At 50.9% G+C, this 23,026-nt stretch carries 15 protein-coding genes; 13 read left to right on the top strand and 2 right to left on the bottom strand.

Annotated elements, in window-relative coordinates:
- The first annotated feature begins 71 nt into the window (after positions 1-71).
- From DCC85_RS16555 to DCC85_RS16525, 7 genes are all read left to right on the top strand, one after another.
- Positions 72-605, top strand: coding sequence for an NfeD family membrane protein (locus DCC85_RS16555; RefSeq protein ID WP_108466575.1), 534 nt, complete (start codon positions 72-74; stop codon positions 603-605).
- Positions 605-2,128: a flotillin lipid rafts scaffold protein FloT gene (locus DCC85_RS16550; protein WP_108466574.1), complete on the top strand. Its 1,524-nt coding sequence runs from the start codon at positions 605-607 to the stop codon at positions 2,126-2,128. Before DCC85_RS16555 ends, DCC85_RS16550 begins: the two co-directional genes overlap by 1 nt.
- A 166-nt stretch (positions 2,129-2,294) precedes the next feature.
- On the top strand, positions 2,295-3,140 hold the full coding sequence (glcT, locus tag DCC85_RS16545) for a glucose PTS transporter transcription antiterminator GlcT (RefSeq protein WP_108466573.1): 846 nt from the start codon (positions 2,295-2,297) through the stop codon (positions 3,138-3,140).
- A 267-nt stretch (positions 3,141-3,407) separates the two neighbouring features.
- Positions 3,408-5,477: a glucose-specific PTS transporter subunit IIBC gene (gene ptsG, locus DCC85_RS16540; protein WP_108466572.1), complete on the top strand. Its 2,070-nt coding sequence runs from the start codon at positions 3,408-3,410 to the stop codon at positions 5,475-5,477.
- A 107-nt stretch (positions 5,478-5,584) separates the two neighbouring features.
- Positions 5,585-5,860, top strand: coding sequence for an HPr family phosphocarrier protein (locus DCC85_RS16535; protein WP_108466571.1), 276 nt, complete (start codon positions 5,585-5,587; stop codon positions 5,858-5,860).
- Positions 5,853-7,565 (top strand): phosphoenolpyruvate--protein phosphotransferase, encoded by a 1,713-nt coding sequence (ptsP, locus tag DCC85_RS16530; RefSeq protein ID WP_108466570.1) that lies wholly within the window; start codon positions 5,853-5,855, stop codon positions 7,563-7,565. The genes DCC85_RS16535 and ptsP overlap by 8 nt, the downstream gene beginning before the upstream one ends.
- Positions 7,566-7,800: 235 nt before the next feature.
- Positions 7,801-9,333: a Ppx/GppA family phosphatase gene (locus DCC85_RS16525; protein WP_108466569.1), complete on the top strand. Its 1,533-nt coding sequence runs from the start codon at positions 7,801-7,803 to the stop codon at positions 9,331-9,333.
- Here the strand turns inward: DCC85_RS16525 and ppk1 are convergent.
- Positions 9,293-11,389: a polyphosphate kinase 1 gene (gene ppk1 / locus DCC85_RS16520; protein WP_108466568.1), complete on the bottom strand. Its 2,097-nt coding sequence runs from the start codon at positions 11,387-11,389 to the stop codon at positions 9,293-9,295. The genes DCC85_RS16525 and ppk1 overlap by 41 nt on opposite strands.
- A 263-nt stretch (positions 11,390-11,652) precedes the next feature.
- On the opposite strand from ppk1, the gene DCC85_RS16515 reads away from it, so the two are divergent.
- The 5 genes from DCC85_RS16515 to DCC85_RS16495 all read left to right on the top strand — a co-directional run bounded on the left by DCC85_RS16515 (position 11,653) and on the right by DCC85_RS16495 (position 21,549).
- Positions 11,653-12,276, top strand: coding sequence for a 50S ribosomal protein L25 (locus DCC85_RS16515; RefSeq protein ID WP_108466567.1), 624 nt, complete (start codon positions 11,653-11,655; stop codon positions 12,274-12,276).
- Between the two features lie 164 nt (positions 12,277-12,440).
- Entirely contained in the window at positions 12,441-19,319 is a 6,879-nt protein-coding gene (locus tag DCC85_RS16510; protein WP_108466566.1) for a WIAG-tail domain, read from the top strand.
- Between the two features lie 293 nt (positions 19,320-19,612).
- Positions 19,613-20,203 (top strand): DsbA family protein, encoded by a 591-nt coding sequence (locus tag DCC85_RS16505; RefSeq protein ID WP_234414210.1) that lies wholly within the window; start codon positions 19,613-19,615, stop codon positions 20,201-20,203.
- Positions 20,200-20,679 (top strand): disulfide oxidoreductase, encoded by a 480-nt coding sequence (locus tag DCC85_RS16500; protein ID WP_108466564.1) that lies wholly within the window; start codon positions 20,200-20,202, stop codon positions 20,677-20,679. The genes DCC85_RS16505 and DCC85_RS16500 overlap by 4 nt, the downstream gene beginning before the upstream one ends.
- 99 nt (positions 20,680-20,778) lie before the next feature.
- Entirely contained in the window at positions 20,779-21,549 is a 771-nt protein-coding gene (locus DCC85_RS16495; protein ID WP_108466563.1) for a Cof-type HAD-IIB family hydrolase, read from the top strand.
- A gap of 24 nt (positions 21,550-21,573) precedes the next feature.
- Here DCC85_RS16495 and DCC85_RS16490 read toward each other — a convergent pair whose 3' ends face one another.
- Positions 21,574-21,873 (bottom strand): hypothetical protein, encoded by a 300-nt coding sequence (locus DCC85_RS16490; RefSeq protein ID WP_108466562.1) that lies wholly within the window; start codon positions 21,871-21,873, stop codon positions 21,574-21,576.
- A gap of 148 nt (positions 21,874-22,021) precedes the next feature.
- Between DCC85_RS16490 and DCC85_RS16485 the strand changes: the two genes are divergently transcribed.
- Positions 22,022-22,933, top strand: coding sequence for a hypothetical protein (locus DCC85_RS16485; RefSeq protein ID WP_108466561.1), 912 nt, complete (start codon positions 22,022-22,024; stop codon positions 22,931-22,933).
- The last annotated feature ends 93 nt before the right edge of the window (positions 22,934-23,026 follow it).

The raw sequence follows: 23,026 nt of genomic DNA, 5'->3' as shown, positions 1-23,026 counted from the left end.
TTGAAACTTTGGAAGTCTCCATACGTAACAATTAACATACAAGCAACGAGTTTCTGAAAGGAGGTCCGAAGGTGGAGACTCTGTTTCTAAGCTGCTTGGCCGGAGGGGTACTCTTCGCATTAGTCAGTGTGCTCCTTGGCGATGTAATCAGTGATTTGCTGGGCGGAGCACTCGACTTTTTGTCGGTGGATTTTTTTAAACCTGTAGTCATTGCGGGAGCCATAACTGCCTTCGGTGGAGCGGGGCTCCTGCTTAACCGGCATACCGGGCTGTCTGCTGCGGGAGTGATTGTTCTGGCCATACTCTGTGCAGTCTTCATTGCTGTACTAGTGTACTTCGGTTACGTTCGTCCCATGGAGAACAGCGAGAACTCGACGGGCTATTCTATTCGGGAGCTGTCCGGTAAAGTCGGTGAGGTAACAATCCCCATTCCACCTTCCGGCTTTGGAGAGATCATGGTTAGTCTTGTCGGAGGCCATACACTACATATCGCTGCAAGCTGGGAGAAGAGGGAGATTGCTGCAGGTACACGGGTAGTGGTTGTTGATACTCGCGAGGGGATTCTGCTTGTGTCCGAATTGGATGAGAGAGAGGGAGATGTGTAATGACGAGTTTGCCTGATTATTTGCTTATTCCGGCAATTGTAATGGGCGTAATTATCGTGTTGTGCCTTGCTTTCTGGGCACGCTACCGGACAGTCAGTCCGGATGAGGCGATGATTGTTACAGGTTCATTCCTTGGCAGCAAGAATATATCAGAAGACGAGACGGGACGGAAGATTAAGATTGTTAGGGGCGGTGGCGCTTTTATCTGGCCGGTATTCCAGAAATCAGAGTTTATGTCATTACTATCCCATAAACTCGATGTTACCACGCCCGAGGTCTATACGGAGCAAGGGGTTCCCGTACTGGCAGACGGGGTCGCCATCATCAAAGTCGGCAGCACCACGGAAGATGTAGCGACGGCTGCCGAGCAATTCATGGGCAAACCGATCGAATCGCTAAAGGGTGAGGCTCAAGAAGTGCTGGAAGGGCATCTGCGCTCTATACTCGGTTCCATGACGGTGGAGGAGGTCTACCGGAACCGTGATAAATTCGCACAAGAGGTACAGAGTGTTGCTGCCCGGGATTTGAAGAAGATGGGCCTGCAGATCGTATCTTTCACCATCAAGGATGTTCGCGATAAGCATGGCTATTTGGAAGCTTTGGGTAAGCCGCGAATTGCTGCCGTAAAACGTGATGCGGAGATTGCCGAAGCCGAGGCAGTCCGGGATTCCCGAATCCAGAAGGCGCGTGCCGAGGAAGAAGGGCAGAAGGCCGAGCTGCTTCGTGACACGAACATCGCGGAAGCCAGCAAGGAGAAAGAACTGAAGGTAGCCTCCTTTAAGAAGGAACAGGATACGGCTAAGGCGGAAGCCGATCAGGCTTATCACATTCAAGAAGCACGTGCCAAGCAGACGATGGTCGAAGAGCAAATGAAGGTGGAACTGGTTCGGAAAGAGCGGGAGATTGACCTACAAGAGAAAGAAATTCTAGTGCGTCAGAAGCAGTATGATGCCGAAGTGAAGAAGAAGGCCGACGCCGACCGTTATGCGGTCGAACAGGCAGCCGAGGCGGATAAAGCCCGTAAAATGCGTGAAGCCGATGCGGCTTCGTACTCCATTGAGACGCAGGCCCGAGCTTCTGCAGAGCAGAAAAGACTCGAGGGTCAGGCTTTGGCTGATGCCGAACGGGCTAAAGGTACGGCTGATGCAGAAATTATCCGTCTGCGGGGTCTCGCCGAAGCGGAAGCGAAGGAGAAGTTGGCCGATGCATTCGCGAAGTTTGGCGAGGCGGCGATCCTCGACATCGTCATTAAGATGCTGCCAGAGCTTGCTGGCAAGATTGCTCAGCCGCTCTCGTCTATCGACAAGTTAACGGTGGTCGACACAGGCAAAGGCGAAGGAGCTTCAAGGGTGAGCAATTATGTGACAGAATTAATGTCAACAGCACCAGAGATGCTGAGGAGTGTATCCGGCATCGATTTGGATCAGCTGATTCAGGGGCTAGTTGGCGGCAAACCTGCTGCTGAGGCACCTAAGCAGCGGGCGCAACGCGAAGCTGCAGCCTCACTTCATGAGGGAGAATAGAAGCCGGATCGGGAAGAAGTATTTCTTCCCGGTCCTATTTTTTTGCTTAGAATATACAAACAGTAGCGTGAACTCAAAAACAAAGGTTATAATGGGATGACTGTCGCGCTAGCTGTGTAAAGCTCGTTCGGCAGGCTATTATTTTCTTGTTAAAAGAGGTGCGTCCGTGAGCAGCTTACTGGTGAATAAAGTGCTGAATAATAATGTAATTATCGCCGATCATCCAGAACATGGCGAAGTTGTGGTGATCGGCAAGGGTATTGGCTTTAACCGCAAGCCTCACGAAGCGATTCCACTGAAATCGGTTGAGAAGCTATTTATACTAAAAAATGCACAGGAGCAGGAACAGTACAAACAGCTCATTCCCCAAGTCGACGAAAAACTGATTGAGGTTATAAATGAGGCGATTTTATATATAGCCCAGCGCAGTGAAATTACGCTTAACGAACATATTCATATTGCGCTTACCGACCATATTGCATTTGCAATTAAACGGGCAGAACAGGATATTGCAATACACAACCCGTTTTTGTTCGAAACCAAGGAAATTTATCCGCTGGAATATGAGCTGGCTGAGCATGTAATGAAGCAGCTGGAGGAGAAGATGGGCATTGATTTAGGACAGGATGAAGTTGGATTTGTGGCCCTTCACATACACAGTGCGATGACAAACCAGCATATTACCGAGGTCAAGGAACACTCTCAACTCATAGCTGATCTTGTAGGCATCATTGAAGAGCATTTTCATTACTCTATAGCAAGGCACTCGCTTGATTATGCAAGAATGCTAACTCATCTTCGTTTTGCAATTGAGCGGATTCGCAGGGGGGAGCGTGTACAGGAGACTTCCAAGCTTGAAGAGCTGCTTCGGGATGAATATCCTGAGCTGTACTCCTTAGCCTGGAAACTCACCAAGGTAATGGAACAGCGGCTGAAAAAGCCCGTTTATCAGGCGGAGACGAGCTACTTAACGATGCATTTGCACCGGGTAGCTCCTAAAGGCGCAATATAAATTTATGGCTCTGATTATTTTTTTTAATGTAAAGGGTTGCACTTAGACTAGCTTGGTGTTATACTACCAACGTAAAGCAACGAATAAAATAGTTCAGAACGTGTAACTGATTCGATCAGGCATGAGTCTAACAAAGTATTCTGATTGTAACTTCCTTGTACGGGGTATTATAACCGTGAAGGTAAGGCATACAAGCAGGATGTTTTGTCGGCTCATGCCTTTTTATTTGTTGTTTGGACACCATCTTTAACTTCTAGGAGGGCGCATATGTTTAAGCGGTTTTTCGGTGTTCTGCAAAGAGTAGGTAAAGCCCTGATGCTGCCGGTAGCTATTCTTCCTGCTGCAGGCTTACTACTCGGGATCGGCAACATGCTGGTCAATCCGGATTTCCTTCAATATGTCCCGGCATTAAACGCGCATTGGATTCAAACCATTGCAAACATCCTGATGAATGCCGGACAAATCGTATTTGATAACCTATCTCTGTTGTTCGCCGTGGGCGTGGCCGTAGGCTTGGCTGGCGGTGAGGGGGTTGCGGGTCTTGCCGCAATCGTCGGTTATCTGATTATGAACGTTACCATGGGTACGATCATGGGAGTTAACGAGTACGCTCTAAAGGTAGACAGTGCAGCCTATGCGCGAGTACTCGGAATTCCAACGCTGCAGACAGGGGTCTTCGGCGGGATCATCATAGGTATCCTGGCGGCGTCGATGTACAACAAGTATTTCAAGATCGAACTGCCTTCATATCTCGGGTTCTTTGCCGGTAAACGCTTTGTTCCGATTATGACTGCAGTTTGGGCGCTGGTTGCCGGTGTGGCGCTGTCGTTTGTGTGGCCGCCGATTCAAGACGGACTGAACTATGTGTCTAACAGTATGATTGACACCAATCGTACATTGGCAGCCTTTATCTTTGGTGTGATCGAACGGTCACTGATTCCGTTTGGCTTGCATCATATCTTCTACTCGCCATTCTGGTTTGAGTTCGGAGAGTACACTAATAAAGCGGGACAATTGATCCGTGGTGACCAACATATCTTTATGGCTCAACTGCGGGACGGTGTTAATTTCACAGCGGGTACATTTACTACAGGTAAATATCCGTTCATGATGTTTGGTCTGCCAGCTGCTGCATTGGCGATGTATCATGAAGCTAAGCCGCAGCATAAGAAAATGGTGGGTGGCCTGATGCTGTCCGGTGCGCTTACTGCGTTCCTGACAGGGATTACGGAGCCGTTGGAATTCTCCTTCTTGTTCGTAGCACCATTGTTGTTCGCTGTACATGCCATTTTCGCAGGTTTGTCCTTCATGATCATGCAAATCCTAGGCGTTAAGATTGGTATGACCTTCTCGGGCGGATTTATTGACTTTACCCTGTTCGGGATTATTCCAAACCGGACGCCATGGTGGCTGGTTATTGTAGTAGGTTTGTGCTTTGCGGTCGTATACTACTTCATGTTCCGCTTCTTTATCCGGAAATTCAACCTGAAGACACCTGGACGTGACGATGCTTCTGAGGGAGATGAGGGCGGCTCACAAGCATCTGGCAAGCCGGTGACAACCGATGAGCTTCCGCATAACATTCTGGCTGCGCTGGGTGGTCAGCAGAACATCGCTCACTTGGATGCTTGTATCACTCGCCTGCGGGTGGAAGTTAAGGATAAGGCGAATGTCGATAAGAATCGTCTGAAGAACCTTGGAGCCTCCGGGGTGCTTGAAGTAGGTAACAACGTTCAAGCGATCTTCGGTACTCGTTCGGATACGATCAAATCGCAGATTGCTGACATTATGAGCGGTAGAACGCCGGCACCTTCTCCAGCTCCTGCTGATCCGAAGCCGGCTGAAGTAGAGCAGGAAGCAGCTCAAGAAGGCAATGCTCTGATTGCTGAGGATATCGTATCACCAGTAAATGGTGAATTAATGGATATCTCCAATGTACCTGACCCTGTGTTCTCGCAAAAAATGACAGGTGACGGCTTCGCGGTATTGCCGCATGACGGCAAGATCTGCTCGCCGGTATACGGTAAGGTCTTCAATGTGTTCCCGAGCAAGCATGCAGTCGGCATTATGTCCGACGGCGGCAAAGAAGTGCTCGTTCACATTGGAGTGAACACGGTTAAGCTGAAAGGCCAAGGATTTACGGTTCTGGTACAGGAGGGAGACCTCGTATCTGCCGGACAGCCGATTATGGAAGTGGATCTGGAATATGTGAAGGAGCATGCTCCATCCATTATTTCACCGATCATCTTCTCCAATCTTCCGGAAGGTGCAGCGGTAACGCTGAACAAGACGGGAGCCGTGAAGAGCGGTGAGGCAAACATCATCACGATTAAGTAAGTATAATCAAGGGTTAAGAGCGGAACTGGAATTTTCCGCTCTAATCCTTTAATATGTATACTAGCTACAAAAAAATCAATTACTATCTGAAAGCGAGAGGATTACTCATGGAAAGAACTTTTAAAATCATTGACGAAGATGGAATTCACGCACGTCCAGCAACTGCGCTGGTGAATACTGCTAATAAATTCAAAGGTGCTGAAGCTTTTGCGGAAGCAAAAGGCAAAAAAGTTACTTTGAAGTCTATTCTTGGTGTATTGTCCCTTGGCCTTGAAAAGGGCGACACTATTACTCTTTCTGCTACAGGTGAGAATGAAGCAGAAGCGATTCAAGCGCTCTCTGATGTTATGATTAACGAAGGGCTGGGAGAGCTGAATGCTTAAGCTGGAAGGGATTGCTGCCTCTGCAGGGGTAGCCATCGCTCAGGCTTTCAAGCTGGAGCATCCGGATTATACGGTTCATGAGCGTCAGGTAACGGATACTGCTGCGGAAATCGCCAAGCTGGATGCAGCTTTGGCGAAGTCGCAAGCAGAGCTTGAAGCGATCAAAGAGCGCACGCTTCAGGAGCTTGGTGCCAAGAAGGCGGAAATTTTCGAATCTCATTTGCTGATTCTGAATGATCCGGAATTGATTGATCCTGTTCGTGAGAAGATCACGAGTGATTCTGTCAATGCTGAATTTGCCCTGAACGAAACGGCTAGCCAGTTCATTTCCATGTTTGAGAACATGAAGAGCGCGTACCTGCAAGAACGTGCTGCCGATATGCGCGATGTAACCAAGCGGATTCTGACTCATCTGTTGGGGCTGAACTATGTGAACCCTGCGGAAATCAGCCGTGAAGTGATTGTTATCGCGGAAGATTTGACTCCTTCGGATACAGCTCAGCTTAACCGCAAGTATGTGAAGGGTTTTACGACCAATATTGGCGGCCGGACTTCACACTCCGCGATCATGGCTCGTTCTCTGGAAATTCCGGCGGTTGTCGGAACGAAGGATGTGCTGTCCAAGGTCAAAGATGGGGATGTGATCATCGTTGACGGTCTGGACGGCAAAGTGATCATCAACCCAACGGACGAACTGCTGGAGCAATATCGCACCAAGCAGCAGAAGTATTTGGAACAGCGCGAAGAGTGGAAGAAGCTGCGCGATCAACCGACCGTATCCAAGGACGGTGTGCATGTCGAGCTGGCGGCCAACATTGGTACGCCTAATGATGTGGCAGGCGTTCTGGAGAACGGCGGAGAAGGCGTTGGCCTCTACCGTACCGAGTTCCTGTACATGGGCCGCGACAAGCTGCCTTCCGAAGAAATTCAGTTCAATGCGTACAAGACCGTGCTTGAGAAGATGGAAGGCAAGCCGGTTGTCGTGCGGACACTGGACATCGGCGGTGACAAGGAACTGCCTTATTTGGACCTTCCAAAAGAGATGAACCCGTTCCTCGGATTCCGGGCAATTCGTCTTTGTCTCGATAAGACCGATATTTTCCGCACTCAGCTCCGCGCCTTGCTGCGCGCTAGTGTCTATGGAAACCTGCGCATTATGTTCCCTATGATCGCTACGCTGAATGAATTCCGCCAAGCTAAAGAGCTGCTGCTGGAAGAGAAAGCGAAGCTGGTAAATGAGGGAATCGAAGTATCCGATGAAATTCAGCTTGGTATCATGGTCGAAATTCCTTCGACTGCTGTGCTGGCGGATCAGTTCGCCAAAGAAGTTGACTTCTTCAGTATCGGAACTAATGATTTGATTCAATACACGATGGCTGCCGACCGGATGAACGAACGCGTATCGTATTTATACCAACCGTACAATCCTGCGATTCTGCGCCTTGTGAAGATGGTCATCGATGCCGCACACAAAGAAGGCCGCTGGGCCGGCATGTGCGGTGAGATGGCAGGCGATTCTACAGCCATTCCGCTTCTGCTTGGACTCGGTCTTGATGAGTTCAGCATGAGCGCTACTTCGATTCTGCCTGCGCGTACGCAAATCTCCAAGCTGTCCAAAGCAGATATGCAGGAGCTGGCAGCGAAGGCGCTGGAAATGCAGACAGCCGAACAGGTTGTGGAGCTTGTCCGCGCGATCGAAGAGTAACACCTGATCCGTTGTTTAAGTTTATCTCTTAGTCTTAATCCAACACTCAATCTGCGGAAGAGGTTGTTCCGCTCAAGCCGTTGTTCTTACCCGAACAGCGGCTTTTTTTTGTAGTCAGATGATTCAGAGGTTCTGCTGCAGGTTTATTTTTGTAAACGGATGGGCTACATTGAAGAGAGTATAACTTACACCAATACCTTAAGCATCAGATCAATATCGGCAAGGAGACCAGGATATGAAGCAAGCATCGGAGCACATAGCTATCATTGATATCGGTTCTAACTCTATTCGTCTTGTCATTTATGAGACAAGCAGGCAGGGGGATTATCGACTAATTGAGGAGTACAAGGAATCAGCGAGGCTAAGCGAGAAGGTAAAGCCGGATGGGGACATGGACCTGAAAGGGGTCTTGACCATCGTTCCTGTATTAAGCCAGTTCAGACAGATTGCTGAAGTTTATCATTGCCGGATTGTTCGAGTTACTGCAACGGCAGCCATCCGCAATGCAGGCAATGCGGCGGAAGTGGTCGCTTTGCTGAATAATAGAACGGGCCTTCGGATCGAGCTTCTATCCGGAGAGCAGGAAGCCTACTTCGGCTTTCGAGGGGTTGCGGCAAGCATAGGCGTGAGGGATGGTTTTATTATTGATATAGGCGGAGGAAGCACGGAGATCACTTTTTTTCAGGATCGCACACTTCAGCACAGTATCTCCTTGCCTTATGGAGCGGTAAATTCCTATGTGAAATTTGGGAAGGGTGTGGACTTTGGGGAAGATGCAGCGCACGAGCTGCGCAGCCGGGTTGAGCGGGAACTGGACCGCTTGCCCTGGCTTAAGGGTCATACGGGTCTACCTTTGATCGGCCTTGGCGGCACGATCCGTGCGTTAGGGAAGCTTGACCAACGGCGGCGCAAATATCCGCTGCGAAATACACACCATTATGAGCTGTCAGAGGAAAGTATAGATTATTATATGAAAATACTGGCCTCCCGCTCGTTAGAGCAGCGCAAGCGTATGGAGGGTTTGTCGAAGAGCCGGGCCGATATTATCGTTCCGGGTCTGATTATACTGCATACCATCTATGGCCGAATTGGAGCAACATATTGTCTGATTAGCGGAACCGGCTTAAGAGAGGGCCTGCTGCTGGATACGATTGGCGCTGAGATGCCTTCTGCCGACCAGGTGGTCGAGAGACAGATCGCTTCCTTGCTGTTTTTCCATTCCACTCAGCCGCCAGCGCATTTACAGCGGGTGAGCGATTATGCGCAGCAGCTGCGCAAGGTCCTAAGTAAGGAGGATGATCCTGTCGAAAAGAGGGTACTCCATACGGCCGCGATGCTGTATAAAATGGGTCGTTCTCTTGGCTATCCTGATGCGGATAAACATACAAGGTATTGGTTAACTCATGCGCCTCTAACCGGACTTACACATCGTGAGATTGCACTATGCTCGCTGATCACAGAGTTTCGGGCAAATGAGGGGAAACGGGTCAGCTTTGCGGAATATAAGGATATGTTCTCTCCAGGGGATGAGGATCGGGTTCTAAAGCTCGGCGCCCTGCTTCTGCTAGCTACAGCCCTGGATGCCAGCGGGACGGGGATGATCGAAGAGGTTCAGTTCGAGCTGGAGAACAAGACGCTCCATCTTAAGCTGAAGAGCCGCGCCCAGCCCTTTATTGAGTGTAGGGAGCTGGACACGGCCCAGAAAATTTTCAAAAAGCTGTGGGATCTTAAATTAAAGGCGAGCTTTCAGGATACTTCCACGAATTAATCTGAAGGGCGGCAAACTGACTGCGGAGCGGCTGGGATGGATGGCCCTCCGCTTTTTCATATTTACCGGTGGTTGCAAGCTCCTTGGCTTTGACATTATCGTCTAGGGAGAGCTGAAGAATTCGCATAAGCATGTTCTGGATGCCCTGATCATAAATCGGGCACATCAGCTCGACACGACGTGTTAAATTCCGGGTCATCCAATCTGCACTGGAAAGCCAGACCTCAGGCTGCCCGCCGTTCTCAAAATAATAAATACGCGAATGTTCAAGAAAGCGATCCACGATGCTTCTAACGGTAATTCGGTCGCTGAGGCCTTCAATGCCTGGGCGGAGGCAGCAGACTCCCCGGACGATCAGGTCGATCTGAACGCCTGCTGCAGAGGCACCATATAGCTCATCAATCATCTCCTGATTGGAGAGAGAGTTCATCTTGGCAATGATCCGAGCTGGACGGCCTGCAGCCGCATGCTCTGCCTCTCGGCGGATCAAGCTCTGGAGCTTGTCCATCATATCCAGTGGCGAAATCGTAAAGGCCTGCCATCGGTGGCTGTGTGAGTATCCCGTGATCAAATTAAACAGCTCGGAGGCATCTTCTCCTATAGCAGGATGGGTAGTAAACAGTCCGATATCGGTGTACAGCCGAGCTGTAATATCGTTATAGTTGCCCGTGCCGACATGAACGTACCGCTTCAGGTCTTTCTCTTCCTGACGGACAACCAGCAGGATTTTGGCATGGGTCTTGAGTCCGACCAAGCCGTATACCACATGGCAGCCGGCTTTCTCCAGCTTCCTTGCCCAGGCAATATTTCGTTCCTCGTCAAATCTAGCCTTCAGCTCCACGACGACGGTAACCTGCTTACCGGACTCAGCGGCATCCGCGAGCGCCTGAATCAGCGGCGAATTACCGCTGACCCGGTACAGAGTCATTTTGATCGCCATAACAGAAGGGTCCTCGGCTGCTTGTACCACAAAGTCAGTCAGCGCGTCAAAGCACTCATAAGGGTGATATACGAGAACATCCTGCTGGCTTAACCTTGTAAAAAAGTCCTCATCATTGGCAAACTCCTGCGGATAAGGCGGATCGAAAGGCGGATATTTGAGCTTAGGGGAGGTCTTTACTTCCCCTGGAAGCTTGGATAGGAATGTCAAGTCGAGCGGACCGTCAATTTCAAATACCGCTTCCTCAATCTCAAACTCCTCTTGCAGCAGATCCAAAGCGTAAGGATGAAATCCCTTCTGAATCTCTAGACGCACCGGAGCCCCCCAGCGGCGCTTGCGCAGCTCCTTTTCAATTTCTTCAAGTAAATCCTCAGCACCCTCCTCATCAATGGTCAGGTCAGCATTTCTTGTTACCCTGAATTCATGGACAGCAAGTGGAAGATACCCGCTGAAGAGCGTATGGATATGGTGCTTAATCAGCTCTTCCAGCAGCATGAAGGATTGCTTCTTGCTATTCGAGTGGCGGGGCAGCCGCAACAGCCGGGATAAATTGCTAGGAATTTGCACTACGGCAAAATAGGGCTCTTCCTCAGCTTCTCCTCCTTCTTTCTGTAGAACGACCGCCAAGTAGACATATTGGGTATGGACGAGCGGGAAAGGGCGGCTCTGATCGACCGCCATGGGCGTGAGCACAGGAAACACAATATCATGGAAATAAGTATCCATGGCTTTTCGCTGTGTGGTATTGAGATCCTCATAATCAAGAAATTGAATATTCGCTTTATGCAGCTGCTTCGTAATGTCCCTGAAGGTCCGATACTGGGCGGCTACCATTTTATTAATTCTGCCAATGAGCCGTTTGTATAATCCAGCCGGCGTATAGCCTGTAAAATCCTTCTTGGTATATCCTGCTCGGATTTGATCTTGAATTCCGGCTACTCGAACACTAATAAATTCATCTAGATTGCTGGATACAATGGATAGGAATTTGGCTCGCTCCAGCAGCGGAGTCTCGGGATCCTGGGCTTCTTGAAGCACTCTCCAGTTGAACTCGACCCAGCTTAAGTCACGGTTAATATATCTTGATCCGCTTTCTTTGATTTCCAAATTAGTCATGGCTTCTTCCTCCGAATGATGGTACTGCGGTTATAAGATTTAAAACTTAAATTTTCTTTAGTTCATTCTATATAACTAATCTTATTTTACGAGGAAGAAACAAAGAGAGGGGGTTGGTTTTGTTAACGCAGTGTAAAAAATGCATGAATTGATTAAAAAAGTGAAAGATAAAGGGGATTTTTGGGTAAATAAATACTATGGCCCAAGATATGCTTGGCCGCTTGATTTATTTTTGTTGTTAATTCTAAGGAGGTCGTTGCGGTATGAGTTCTGAACACAGTGTGACTTTGAATGCTGAGAAAAGAACAGGATCTACGCGGGCGGAGCTGCGTAAGCTGAGACAGCAAGGTCGTGTGCCAGGCGTCATCTACGGATCACAGATTGGCAGTCAGTCTCTTCATGTGGATGAGAAGGAGCTTGCCAAGGTGGCTCGTACCGGCAGATCCGAATTCTTTCAATTAAATGTGGCGGGTGGCGAAGGCTTTCCGGCGCTTATCAAAGAAATTCAGCAGAGAGGCGGACGGGTTGTCCATGTTGACTTCCAGCATGTATCCCGCAACAAGCCGATCCGCGTTAAAATTCCCGTTCATTATAACGGTACAGCAGAGGGTACGAAGACTGGAGGAATCCTGCAATTTCAGGAAACTGAGCTTGAGGTTGAGGGCTTGCCGGATCAGCTTCCAGCCGGAATCGATGTGGACATCACCGCGCTTCAGGTTGGGGACAAGCTGACTGCAGCAGACGTGCAGCTTCCGGAAGGAGTCAGCCTAATTTCCTCAGAGGACAGCTTGTTGGCTTCTGTTGTGCTCACACGTGCAGCTGAATCCGCTGAGGAGACTGAAGATGCCGAAGCAGCTAAAGAAGAGGCCGCTGAAGAAGCGAAATAAAATTTGTGCCGTTTGGATAAGCGGCAGTGATCTAACGGATCCCCGAAGGGATCCGTTTTTTTGAGTTTAATTGGAAGTCCAATCTGCGCAGTAAAACGGTGACAACCGCCTATCCTCCTGCATATGATGCCACAAGAGGGCACTTGAGAGAGGAGAGAACGGTTTTGAAGAAGGCGAAAGTAACCAAACCCGTAAAGGTAACGAAGCCTCGTTACCATGCTTCTTTTGACGAGCTTCAACTGCTTGAAAATTATAAGGAGAAGGCCCGCGAAACCGAAAGCGAGGTAAGCCTCCACCAGGCTGTTGCCCCTCCTGTAGAGGAGAAGGTGGAGGAAGAGAAAGCTCCCGTGATGGAACAGAGCGTTCCCCCGGAAGAGATCAAGCCCGCACAGGAAGAGCAGTCGCGCAAGGAAGTGAATGAGCGTCTTCAGCTTAGAAAGACGCCTACCGGACCCACGGCGATCATATATACGGATGATTTATCTGAAGCATCGGTAACCGGTGACAAGATTGCTCCTTATACGATTGATGCTTCCCGGCTCAAACAAGGCACGGTAGGCACCGCGTGGCTGGCCGATTATGCGGTAACCTCCATCAAGCTGGCAGATGAAGCGGTCACTTCTGCTAAGATTGCTGAGAATGCAATTACAGGCAGTCACCTAGTGGAAGGAACTGTGCAAGGAAGCAAGCTGGCTAACAGCTCTATTGACGGGATGAAGATCAAGGATGGCTCGATCACACCTGACAAGTTAGCCGACAAGACCATTGGTGCCGAGAAGCTGGCTGACGGTGCCATTGAAAGACGCCATCTAAGCAACTGGATCATCACGCCTGAGCTTATGCAGGATCATTCCATCACCTCCCAAAAGATCGGGAGCGGCGCAGTGCAGACCATTCACCTGGCTAACGAATCGGTAGATCACTCCAAGCTGGCCGAACAGTCGGTGACAACCTCCAAACTAAGGGACGGAGCTGTAACGGGCTCCAAGCTGCAGGAGGGCTCTGTGACCGGCAAGCATCTGGCTCCACAAGCACTGTCTTCCCTGCATTTGGCTCCTGGTTCAATTGTACGTGAGCTGCTGGCCGGACAATGCATTGGAAGCGAAGAATTAGAGAAGGGGGCTGTCAGCTCTCGACACCTGTCGGACCAATCAATCATGTCACATCACTTGGCTCCCGATACGGTAGAATCGTCCCATATTCGTTCTTCAAGCATAAGCGATAGACATATTGGGGCAGGTGAGATTACTACCCGTCACTTGGCCGACCGCAGCATTCTGTCCACTAAGCTGGCAGATCAATCTGTAGGTACGTCCCATCTGATTGAGCAGTCGGTCACCTCATCCAAAATTGCGGATCAAAGCATTCTTCCGCATAAGATTAGCGATGAGGCCGTCATGTCAAGGCATATCGCCAAAGCTTCTATCCAGGGGGATCGCATCTCGCCTGCTGCAGTTTCTGGTACCCATATTCAGCACGGCGCGGTGCATGAGGAGCATCTTGCCATCTCCTCCGTCAATGATCGTCACCTGCAGGATGCAGCCGTGAAGAGCGGCAGCATTGAAGCCTCGGCTGTCCAGGATTACCACATCTCCAAGCAGTCGGTGGGAGAATATCACCTCAAGTCTGGTGCGGTCACGAGCAGCAAGCTGGCTGATGGTGCAGTTAACGCTGACAAAATTGCGCAGGAGGCCGTGAATGGAAGCAAGCTGGCTAAGGGAAGCGTCACGAATGGGCATATTGCCTTTGGCTCCGTTCATGAACACCATTTGGCGGAAGACAGTGTAAGCGGAGCAGCTCTTCAGGCCGGAGCAGTTACATCTCTTCATATTGAGCCGGGGGCAATTAATGAGGAGCATATTCAACATAATAGCATTGGCACAGCTGCATTACGGCCAGGTTCGGTAACCGGAGATATTCTCAAGGCAGGTTCGGTTCAGGAGAACCATCTGACCGAGGGTTCTGTATTCTCTTTCCATCTTCAGGATCATGCGGTAACTTCATTGAAGCTGTCTCCAGAGAGTGTATCTACCGATAAATTGAACGATTTAGCGGTAACCTCGCCCAAGATTGCCGATGGGGCTGTACGTTCCCACCATTTGACCGAGTCGAGCGTGGAAGCGGCTCATCTGGCACCTGGCTCTGTAGGTAAAGCTCACCTTCAGGAGGGAATCATAGCTTTCCATCATATTACGGATGAGCTTGCAATTACAGGGCTGCTGCCTAAAGATGGCATCAGAGGGGAACAGCTTCGTCCGGATAGCCTTGGACGCTTCCACCTGCGTCAGGGAGCTGTAGATGGAGAAGTTCTGCAGAATGATGCCGTAGGTCCCGAGCATATCCAGGCCGGTGCGGTCACAGCACGTCAATTGGCTGAAAAAAGTGTAGGAGAACGCCAATTGGCTGATGAGTCTGTTTCCGCCCGCCATTTGAAAGCCGGCAGTATAGAGAGATATCATCTGGCTTCTGATTCTGTGGGGGCACTTCAGCTTCAAGCTGGGGCCGTGGCCTTGCCTCATCTCTCGGAAGAGCTGATCACAAATGGGCTCCTTCCGAAGGGGGGGATTCAGGGGCCGCATGTTCGTCCTGACAGTCTGGGCCGGACCCATCTTCAAAAGGGAGCTGTGGACGGAGAGGTTTTACAGGATAGTGCAGTGGGAACCGGACATATTCGTCCAGGGGCAATAGAATCCCAGCATTTGTCTGACTTGAGTGTTCAAGAACAGCATTTGGCGGACGGAGCGGTAACAACCCGCCATGTGGAAGCAGGCAGCATTGAGAAGATCCATTTGGCTTCCGACTCGGTAGGAGCTATGCAGCTGCAAGCTGGAGCTGTGTCATTACCTCATCTGTCTGAAGACCTTCTTACGGAAGGTTTGCTTCCGCAAGAAGGAATTAACAGCGATCATATTGTTCCGGGCAGCATAGGCCAGCACCATCTGCAGCCGAATGCGGTAGATAGCCATATTCTGCAGAAGCATGCTGTCACTTCAGAACATCTTCAGCCAGGATCGGTTGAATCGGACCACTTGGCGGAAGGCAGTGTAACTGATCAACATTTGGCCGATGGTGCGGTCAGCTCCCAGCATTTATCTCCAGAAAGTGTGGGGCCAGAGCACCTGTCAGCCAATGCAGTTGGTTCAAGACAGCTGCAGCCGGGAGCGGTTTCTCTTGCACATTTTACAGAATCATTAATTGTTGGAGGACTCCTTCCTAAAGGCGGAATTACCGGAGCCCATATCCGTCCGGATAGTCTAACGGGCCAGCATCTTCAAGATCAGTCGGTTGACGGAAATGTTCTTCAGCACGAAGCGGTCAGCTCCCAGCATATCGAGCCCGGTGCTATTCATGCAGTTCATCTTACGGACGAAACTATTGAGCGGCGGCATCTTTCTAAGGAGCTTGCAGAGGAGGGGATTCTTCCGCAAGCCGGAGTACACGGCAACCAGATATGCTATAACAGTTTGGGCCGCGAGCATCTGAAGGCCAGTGCAGTAGATGGTGAAGTGATTCAGCCAGCGGCCGTCGGTTCGCAGCATATTCGTCCGGAAAGCATAAGCTCCGAGCACTTGGTACATGGCAGCGTTGCGGAGGAGCATCTGGCCGAAGGCGCGGTGCATGCTCAGCATCTGGCTGATGAAGCCGTGAAGCAGGAGCACCTCAGTGCTGGCAGTGTAGGAGCGAGCCATCTGCAGGCTGAGGCAGTAGAAGAGTACCATCTGTCCGAGGAGCTGCTGGAGAAGGGAATTCTGCCAAGAGGAGGCATTCAGGGGGCCCATCTTGTGACAGGCAGCATAGCCCGGACTCATCTGCAGGCAGATGCAGTCGATGAAAACGTTCTGCAAAGCGGAGCCGTCGGTTCGCAGCATATTCGTCCGGAAAGCGTAAGCTCTGAGCACTTGGTACATGGCAGCGTTGCGGAGGAGCATCTGGCCGAAGGTGCGGTGCATGCTCAGCATCTGGCTGAAGAAGCCGTGAAGCAGGAGCACCTCAGCGCTGGCAGTGTAGGAGCGAGCCATCTGCAGGCTGGGGCTGTGGAAGAGCAGCACCTGTCGGAGGAGCTGCTGGAGAAGGGGATTCTACCAAGAAGAGGCATCCAGGGGTCTCATCTTGTGGAAGGCAGCATAGACCGGACTCATCTACAGGCAGATGCAGTCGATGAAACGGTTCTGCAAAGCGGAGCGGTCGGTTCGCAGCATATTCGTCCGGAAAGCGTAAGCTCCGAGCACTTGATACATGGCAGCGTTGCGGAGGAGCATCTGTCCGAAGGCGCGGTGCATGCTCAGCATCTGGCTGATGAAGCGGTGAAGCAGGAACACCTCAGCGCTGGCAGTGTAGGGGGAGGCCACCTGCAGGCTGGGGCTGTGGAAGAGCAGCACCTGTCGGAGGAGCTGCTGGAGAAGGGGATTCTACCAAGAAGAGGCATCCAGGGATCGCATCTTGTGGAAGGCAGCATAGACCGGACTCATCTGCAGGCAGATGCAGTCGATGAGACGGTTCTGCAAAGTGGAGCGGTCGGATCGCAGCATATTCGGCCTGGAGCCATCAGCTCTGAACATTTGACGGAAGGCAGTATCCACGATCTGCACTTGACTGAAGGTGCCGTAAATTCACGGCATCTGGCAGCGGAATCCGTGAAGCGGCAGCATTTGAGTGCTGGCAGTGTAGGGGGAAGCCAGCTTCAGGCTGAGGCCGTGGAATGGAGGCATCTGTCCGAGGAACTGATTATGAACGGGCTCCTTCCGATGGACGGCGTTACCGGGGCTCACCTGCAGAAAGGGACGCTTGGTCGCGCACATCTTCAAGCAGGCTCCGTGGATGAAATTGTTCTGCAAAGCGAGGCGGTCGGTCCGCAGCATATTCAGTTAGGAGCTGTCGATTCCGCCCATTTGGCAGAAGGCAGCGTCACTGACCTGCATTTAAGCGAAGGGGCTGTAAACTCTCAGCACCTGGCAGGAGAAGCAGTGAAGCAGGAGCACTTAAGCGTAGGCAGCGTGGGTGGAGTTCAGCTTCAGGCCGAAGCGGTGGAAGAGCAGCACTTGTCCGAGGAGCTGCTGGAGAAGGGAATCCTGCCAAGAGGCGGAATTACCGGAGTCCATGTAGCACCGGATAGCATCGGCCGGACTCACCTGCAGGCAGGCTCCGTGGATGAGACGATCCTGCAAGGTGGTGTAGTCGGTTCGCAGCATATTCAGGCAGGTGCGATCGACGCTGCCCACTTGGCGGAAGGCAGCATTAATGACCTGCACTTAAGCGAAGGGGCTGTAAATTCTCAGCACCTGGCAGGAGAAGCGGTGAAGCAGGAGCACTTAAGCGTAGGCAGCGTGGGCGGAAGCCAGCTTCAGGCTGAAGCGGTGGAAGAGCAGCACTTGTCCGAGGAGCTGCTGGAGAAGGGAATCCTGCCAAGAGGCGGCATCACAGAAGCACATATCGTGCAGGGCAGCATCGGCCGGACTCATCTTCAGGCAGGCTCCGTAGATGAGACGGCTCTACAAAATGGAGCCGTGGGTTCCCAGCATATTCAGCCAGGAGCCGTAAGCTTCGAGCACTTGGCAGAAGGCAGCATCATTGACCTGCACTTAAGCGAAGGAGCTGTAAATTCTCAGCACCTGGTGGAAGAAGCGGTGAAGCAGGAGCACTTAAGCGTAGGCAGCGTGGGCGGAAGCCAGCTTCAGGCTGAAGCGGTGGAAGAGCGGCATCTGTCCGAGGAGCTGCTGGAGAAGGGAATTCTGCCAAGAGGCGGCATCACAGAAGCACATATCGTGCAGGGGAGCATCGGCCGGACTCAACTTCAGGCAGGCTCCGTGGATGAGACGGTTCTGCAAAACGGAGCCGTGGGTTCCCAGCATATTCAGCCAGGAGCCGTAAGCTTCGAGCACTTGGCAGAAGGCAGCATCATTGACCTGCACTTAAGCGAAGGAGCTGTAAATTCTCAGCACCTGGTGGAAGAAGCGGTGAAGCAGGAGCACTTAAGCGTAGGCAGCGTGGGCGGAAGCCAGCTTCAGGCTGAAGCGGTGGAAGAGCGCCATCTGTCCGAGGAGCTGCTGGAGAAGGGAATCCTGCCAAGAGGCGGCATCACGGAATCACATATCGTGCAGGGCAGCATCGGCCGGACTCAACTTCAGGCAGGTTCCGTAGATGAGACGGTTCTACAAAACGGAGCCGTGGGTTCCCAGCATATTCAGCCAGAAGCCATAAGCTTTGAGCACTTGGCAGAAGGCAGCATCGGCCGGACTCAACTTCAGGCAGGCTCCGTGGATGAGACGGTTCTGCAAAACGGAGCAATAGGTTCCCAACACATTCAGCCAGAAGCCATAAGCTCCGAGCATTTGGCAGAAGGCAGCGTCACTGATCTGCACTTAAGCGAAGGGGCTGTAAATTCTCAGCACCTGACGGCAGAATCCGTACTGCGCCAGCATTTGAGTGCTGGCAGTGTAGGGGGAAGCCAGCTCCAGGCCGAGGCGGTTGACCGGAAGCATCTGTCCGAGGAGCTAATTATGAACGGACTGCTTCCGATGGATGGCATTACCGGAAGCCACCTGCAGAAAGGATCCATTGACCGTTCGCATCTGCAGTATCAGGCCGTCGATGGGGATATATTAAAGCTGGATGCAGTAGGCCCTGACCACATCCAGTTATCGGCCATTGGCTCCCAGCATTTGGCTGAGCAAAGTGTAACCAGCAGCCATTTAACTGAGGGAGCAGTGGGCTCTGCCCAATTGCAAGAGAAGTCTGTGGAGCTCAAGCATTTGGCCATTTCGCCCGTGCAAAGCTGCCGGGAGCGGCCGACAATGCAGCAGTTCGGTATGACGGTATTTCTGTTCCCGGATGATGAGAATAAATCCGAGGTAACCGTCAGCTTCGAGGAGACATTTGCAGATGCTCATTATGCAATTGTCGCCATGACGAACCAGGCGTCCGTCCACGCTTCACTCAAGACACGGCATCCCGGCGCTGCTACGCTGGAGCTGACTCGTCAGCCCGGCAGCACAGAGAATTATGGATTTGTTTCCTGGATTGCAATAGGCAATCAGGAAGTATAGCTAAATAGGCTTCGAACAAGGAACGCGGCAGCTTTTGCTCGCGTTCCTTGTTTGTATTTACACTTTTCTGTAACTTGACGAATGCCTGCTTTGTAACTAGAATGATTGCAAGATGGATAGAGAATTAACGATGCGATAATAGAAAGAAGGGATATTCACTGAAGCCAAAGAAGAAATCAGCGAATTATGCGGCCGAACGAAGACGTGAGAAGGAGAGAGAATCCCAGAAGCGACGGCGCCTGCTTGTATGGATTACAATAGCTGCCGTAGCGGTTATTGCGGTACTCGTTGTTTTGCTGCTCCAGCCCAAGTCTGAAAATAAAGTTGATTTTGCCTATGATCAGCTTCCGGTACTGGGAAATCCAAATGCTCCTGTTAAAATTGTTGAGTATGGGGATTATCAGTGTCCGTATTGCCGAACCTTTAATCAAGAGGTTAAGCCAGAACTGAAATCCTATATTGATGAGGGCAAGGTGGCCTTCTATTTCTCGGATTTCCTCGTCATAGAGAATGCACCTGGCGATTCAAATCGTGCTGCGCTTGCAGCCCGTTCGGTGTATCATCAGAACAAGGATGCCTTCTGGCAATTTCATGATGCGCTGTACCGTGACCAGGGGCAAGAAGAGAGCGGCTGGATCACGACAGACTTTCTGGTTAATCTGGCTAAGTCGGAGAAGCTGGACATTGACTACGATCTGCTTCGCAAGGACATCGAGAACAAGACTTATCAGAACGAAGTCGATGAACAGAATGAGTTTGCAAGCAAGCAGAAGCTGGAAGGAACGCCCTCCCTGTTTATCAACGGTAAAGAACAGGCGTACCCAGACTTTATGAAACCGGACAATGTGAAGAAAGCGATTGATGAGGCGGTCAAAGGATCATGATATCCTCTGCTCAAGCTAAGTCGAAGGAATCCTTTATTCGCACTTATGCCATTTATTTTGCCTGGATTGTAGCCATCATAGCTACGGCGGGCAGCCTTTATCTAAGCGAGATTTTGCATTATCAGCCCTGCACGCTATGCTGGTTCCAGCGAATCTTTATGTACCCTTTAGTGATCCTGCTTGGGATCGCAGCTTACCGCAATGACCGCCAGATCACAGGTTATGTGCTTCCCCTGGTGATTATTGGCGGGTGCATCTCCTTGTATCATTACGGAAAGCAGAAGATTCCTGCGCTGGATCAAGCCCTGCCATGTCGGACAGGCGTCCCGTGCAACCGGGATTATATTAATTTCCTTGGCTTTATTACAATTCCTTTATTGGCTTTGATCGCCTTTATATTCATTGCCTCCTTGCTGTGGCTGGGCCGTGAGCGGGCAGCGGATCGTGAAGAAGCCGGGAGTTTGGGGCAGGATTAAGGTATACTAAGAATAGAATTCACAAGAACGATGCGGTGGATGGCCGGCATCGTTTTTGTGTATGATGGAAGAATTGACAACTTGAGGAGGCTTCACGCTATGAACAAACTGATTTTTTTCGATATTGACGGAACCCTGTTAGATCACGATAAGAAGATTCCGCCAGCTACGAAGGAAGCGGTGAACAAGCTTAGAGAGAACGGACATGAGGTAGCCATTGCAACAGGTCGCGGGCCATTTATGTTCAAGGACATCAGGGAAGAGCTGGAGATTGATTCTTACGTAAGTTTTAACGGACAATATGTGGTTCGCAAGGGAGAGGTAATCTATGCCAACCCGATACATACCGATCTGGTTAAACAGCTGTCTGTCGACGCATTGACCCGTGAAAATCCAATTGTCTATATGGACCATGAAGGGATGCGCACGAATACGGAATACCATGCTTATATCGATCAGAGTATTTCAACCTTGAGATTGGAGCTTCCGGAGCTTGATCCGGATTATTTTCTGACGCGCAATATTTATCAGTGCCTGCTGTTCTGCACGGAAGATCAGGAGAAGCATTATGAGGAGCAGTACAAGGATTTGAAATTTGTCCGCTGGCATCCTTTGTCCATGGACGTCCTTCCTAAAGGGGGTTCTAAGGCAGAAGGCATTTCCCGGTATATCCAATTGTCCGAAACCCCGGAAGACGATGTTTATGCGTTCGGTGATGCGCTGAATGATCTGGAGATGCTTAGACGGGTGAAGAACAGCGTGGCGATGGGGAATGCGGATGATTTCATCAAAAAACAAGCCAAGCATGTGACCAAGCCCGTAGATGAGGATGGTATCTGGCATGGCTTGCGTATGCTTGGCTTAATCTGATACTCTAGCAGCGTAGGACGGCGATTATAGTTTGAACCGCCGTATGTGCTCGCTCAGGCCTTCTTGACTCAGGATTTCCCGCTGCTTGGGACCCAGCAGGTCAAAATGCGGATAGGGCCTTCTGCGATGAATATATTTGGGGTCAAGCTCATATTTGCGGCACCAGGCCGAGAGCCGTTCAAGATCAGAGCAGCCTACCTTGGTAACAGTACGGACTCCGGGGAAACGCGGGTCCAGCCAGTAATGCGTCAGGAAGGCAATCTTTCCGGAGGAAACCTGCTGTTTCCACATGGAGAGTTCTTGTCGGTTAATGCCAAAGGCCATAATTATCGCATCCTCGTTCGTGGGTAATGTAAATTGTACAGACTATTAAGTTATTATAGCAAGATCACCAGGGCAATGACATGGGGGCACAAGAGCTGGATGCAACTTTACAGCTTGTGAGCCGTTATAATAAGTGGAGGTGTTACTTTTGAACAAACACAGAAAAGCTATGCTATGGACGGCAGCGCTGGTGCTTATGCTGGTGCTGAGCGCTTGCGGCAAGGAGAAAGCGGATGCTCCAACAAACAATGCGGCTACTCCGCCGGCGCAAAATAAGACCACCCCAAATGAACCTGCTCATAATGATAAAGATCAGAATACGGTTAAAACCTTAAAAGGTACCGGAGAATATGTTGGACAGGCCGATACGACCTCGGTTGAGATTACAGTCAACGGGGAACCTAAAGTATTTCAGCTTGGCGGTGATACGGAGAGCGTATTAGCCGAGCTTGAGCCTAATGATCCGGTAGAGTTCGAATATGTAGAGGAACCTATTGAAGGCGATAATACGGTCAAGCAGCTTACCCTGACGAAGCTTCAGAAGGCTGGTAGTGGTGCCGAGGGAACAGGAGCGGCAGGCGGACAGAGCGGCGAGCTTCCGCAGACCAAGCAGCTGAACGTCACGCTGGAAGGAAATCAGGAACAGCGGACAGCCAAGCTGGCGCAGGGAGATGGCTTTGCCATTTATGTACCAGAGGGCTTCAGCTTTGACAGCAAGGCCGGCAAGCTGACATTGGATGCGGACCCGGATTATTTTGCGACCGTAACCAAGCTCCCTTCGGATTACAAACTTGATTATCTTGCCTTGGAAGCAGACCAGGAGCTGTCGGATGTGGGCAGGGTGAAGACGCTTAAGGGGGATGCGATTGCTGAACCTATGCGCGATGCCAAGCTGTTCATGCTCGGAGACGGCTCCAAACGGACCAAGGAGTATATTGTGAAGGAAATCGGCGGACAGGGCTATGTGTTCCGGCTGGAGATACCGGTTGGTGAAGCGGCTGAAGGTTTCGGTCCGCTGGCCTTTGCTTCCTTGAATTCTGTAGTAACTTTAGTAAAATAAATAGGTTGTGCTTTAAGCAAAACCCGGGATGCAGGGGGAACTACCGCCTGCGATCCCGGGTTTTCTTCTAAGCGTCCTGAGTGTGGAACGAAC

The sequence above is a fragment of the Paenibacillus sp. CAA11 genome (genome assembly GCF_003060825.1).
Lineage (GTDB): Bacteria > Bacillota > Bacilli > Paenibacillales > Paenibacillaceae > Fontibacillus.
Note: the sequence above shows the minus strand (reverse complement) of the source record. Positions and strands in the feature narration are given on the sequence as shown.

Excerpts from the sequence above, each read along its gene's own strand:
- ppk1 (WP_108466568.1), bottom strand. The coding sequence starts at position 11,389 with ATGACTAATTTGGAAATCAAAGAAAGCGGATCAAGATATATTAACCGT.
- DCC85_RS16490 (WP_108466562.1), bottom strand. The coding sequence starts at position 21,873 with ATGGCCTTTGGCATTAACCGACAAGAACTCTCCATGTGGAAACAGCAG.
- DCC85_RS16515 (WP_108466567.1), top strand. The coding sequence starts at position 11,653 with ATGAGTTCTGAACACAGTGTGACTTTGAATGCTGAGAAAAGAACAGGA.
- DCC85_RS16550 (WP_108466574.1), top strand. The coding sequence starts at position 605 with ATGACGAGTTTGCCTGATTATTTGCTTATTCCGGCAATTGTAATGGGC.
- ptsG (WP_108466572.1), top strand. The coding sequence starts at position 3,408 with ATGTTTAAGCGGTTTTTCGGTGTTCTGCAAAGAGTAGGTAAAGCCCTG.
- DCC85_RS16535 (WP_108466571.1), top strand. The coding sequence starts at position 5,585 with ATGGAAAGAACTTTTAAAATCATTGACGAAGATGGAATTCACGCACGT.
- ptsP (WP_108466570.1), top strand. The coding sequence starts at position 5,853 with ATGCTTAAGCTGGAAGGGATTGCTGCCTCTGCAGGGGTAGCCATCGCT.
- DCC85_RS16525 (WP_108466569.1), top strand. The coding sequence starts at position 7,801 with ATGAAGCAAGCATCGGAGCACATAGCTATCATTGATATCGGTTCTAAC.
- DCC85_RS16500 (WP_108466564.1), top strand. The coding sequence starts at position 20,200 with ATGATATCCTCTGCTCAAGCTAAGTCGAAGGAATCCTTTATTCGCACT.
- DCC85_RS16495 (WP_108466563.1), top strand. The coding sequence starts at position 20,779 with ATGAACAAACTGATTTTTTTCGATATTGACGGAACCCTGTTAGATCAC.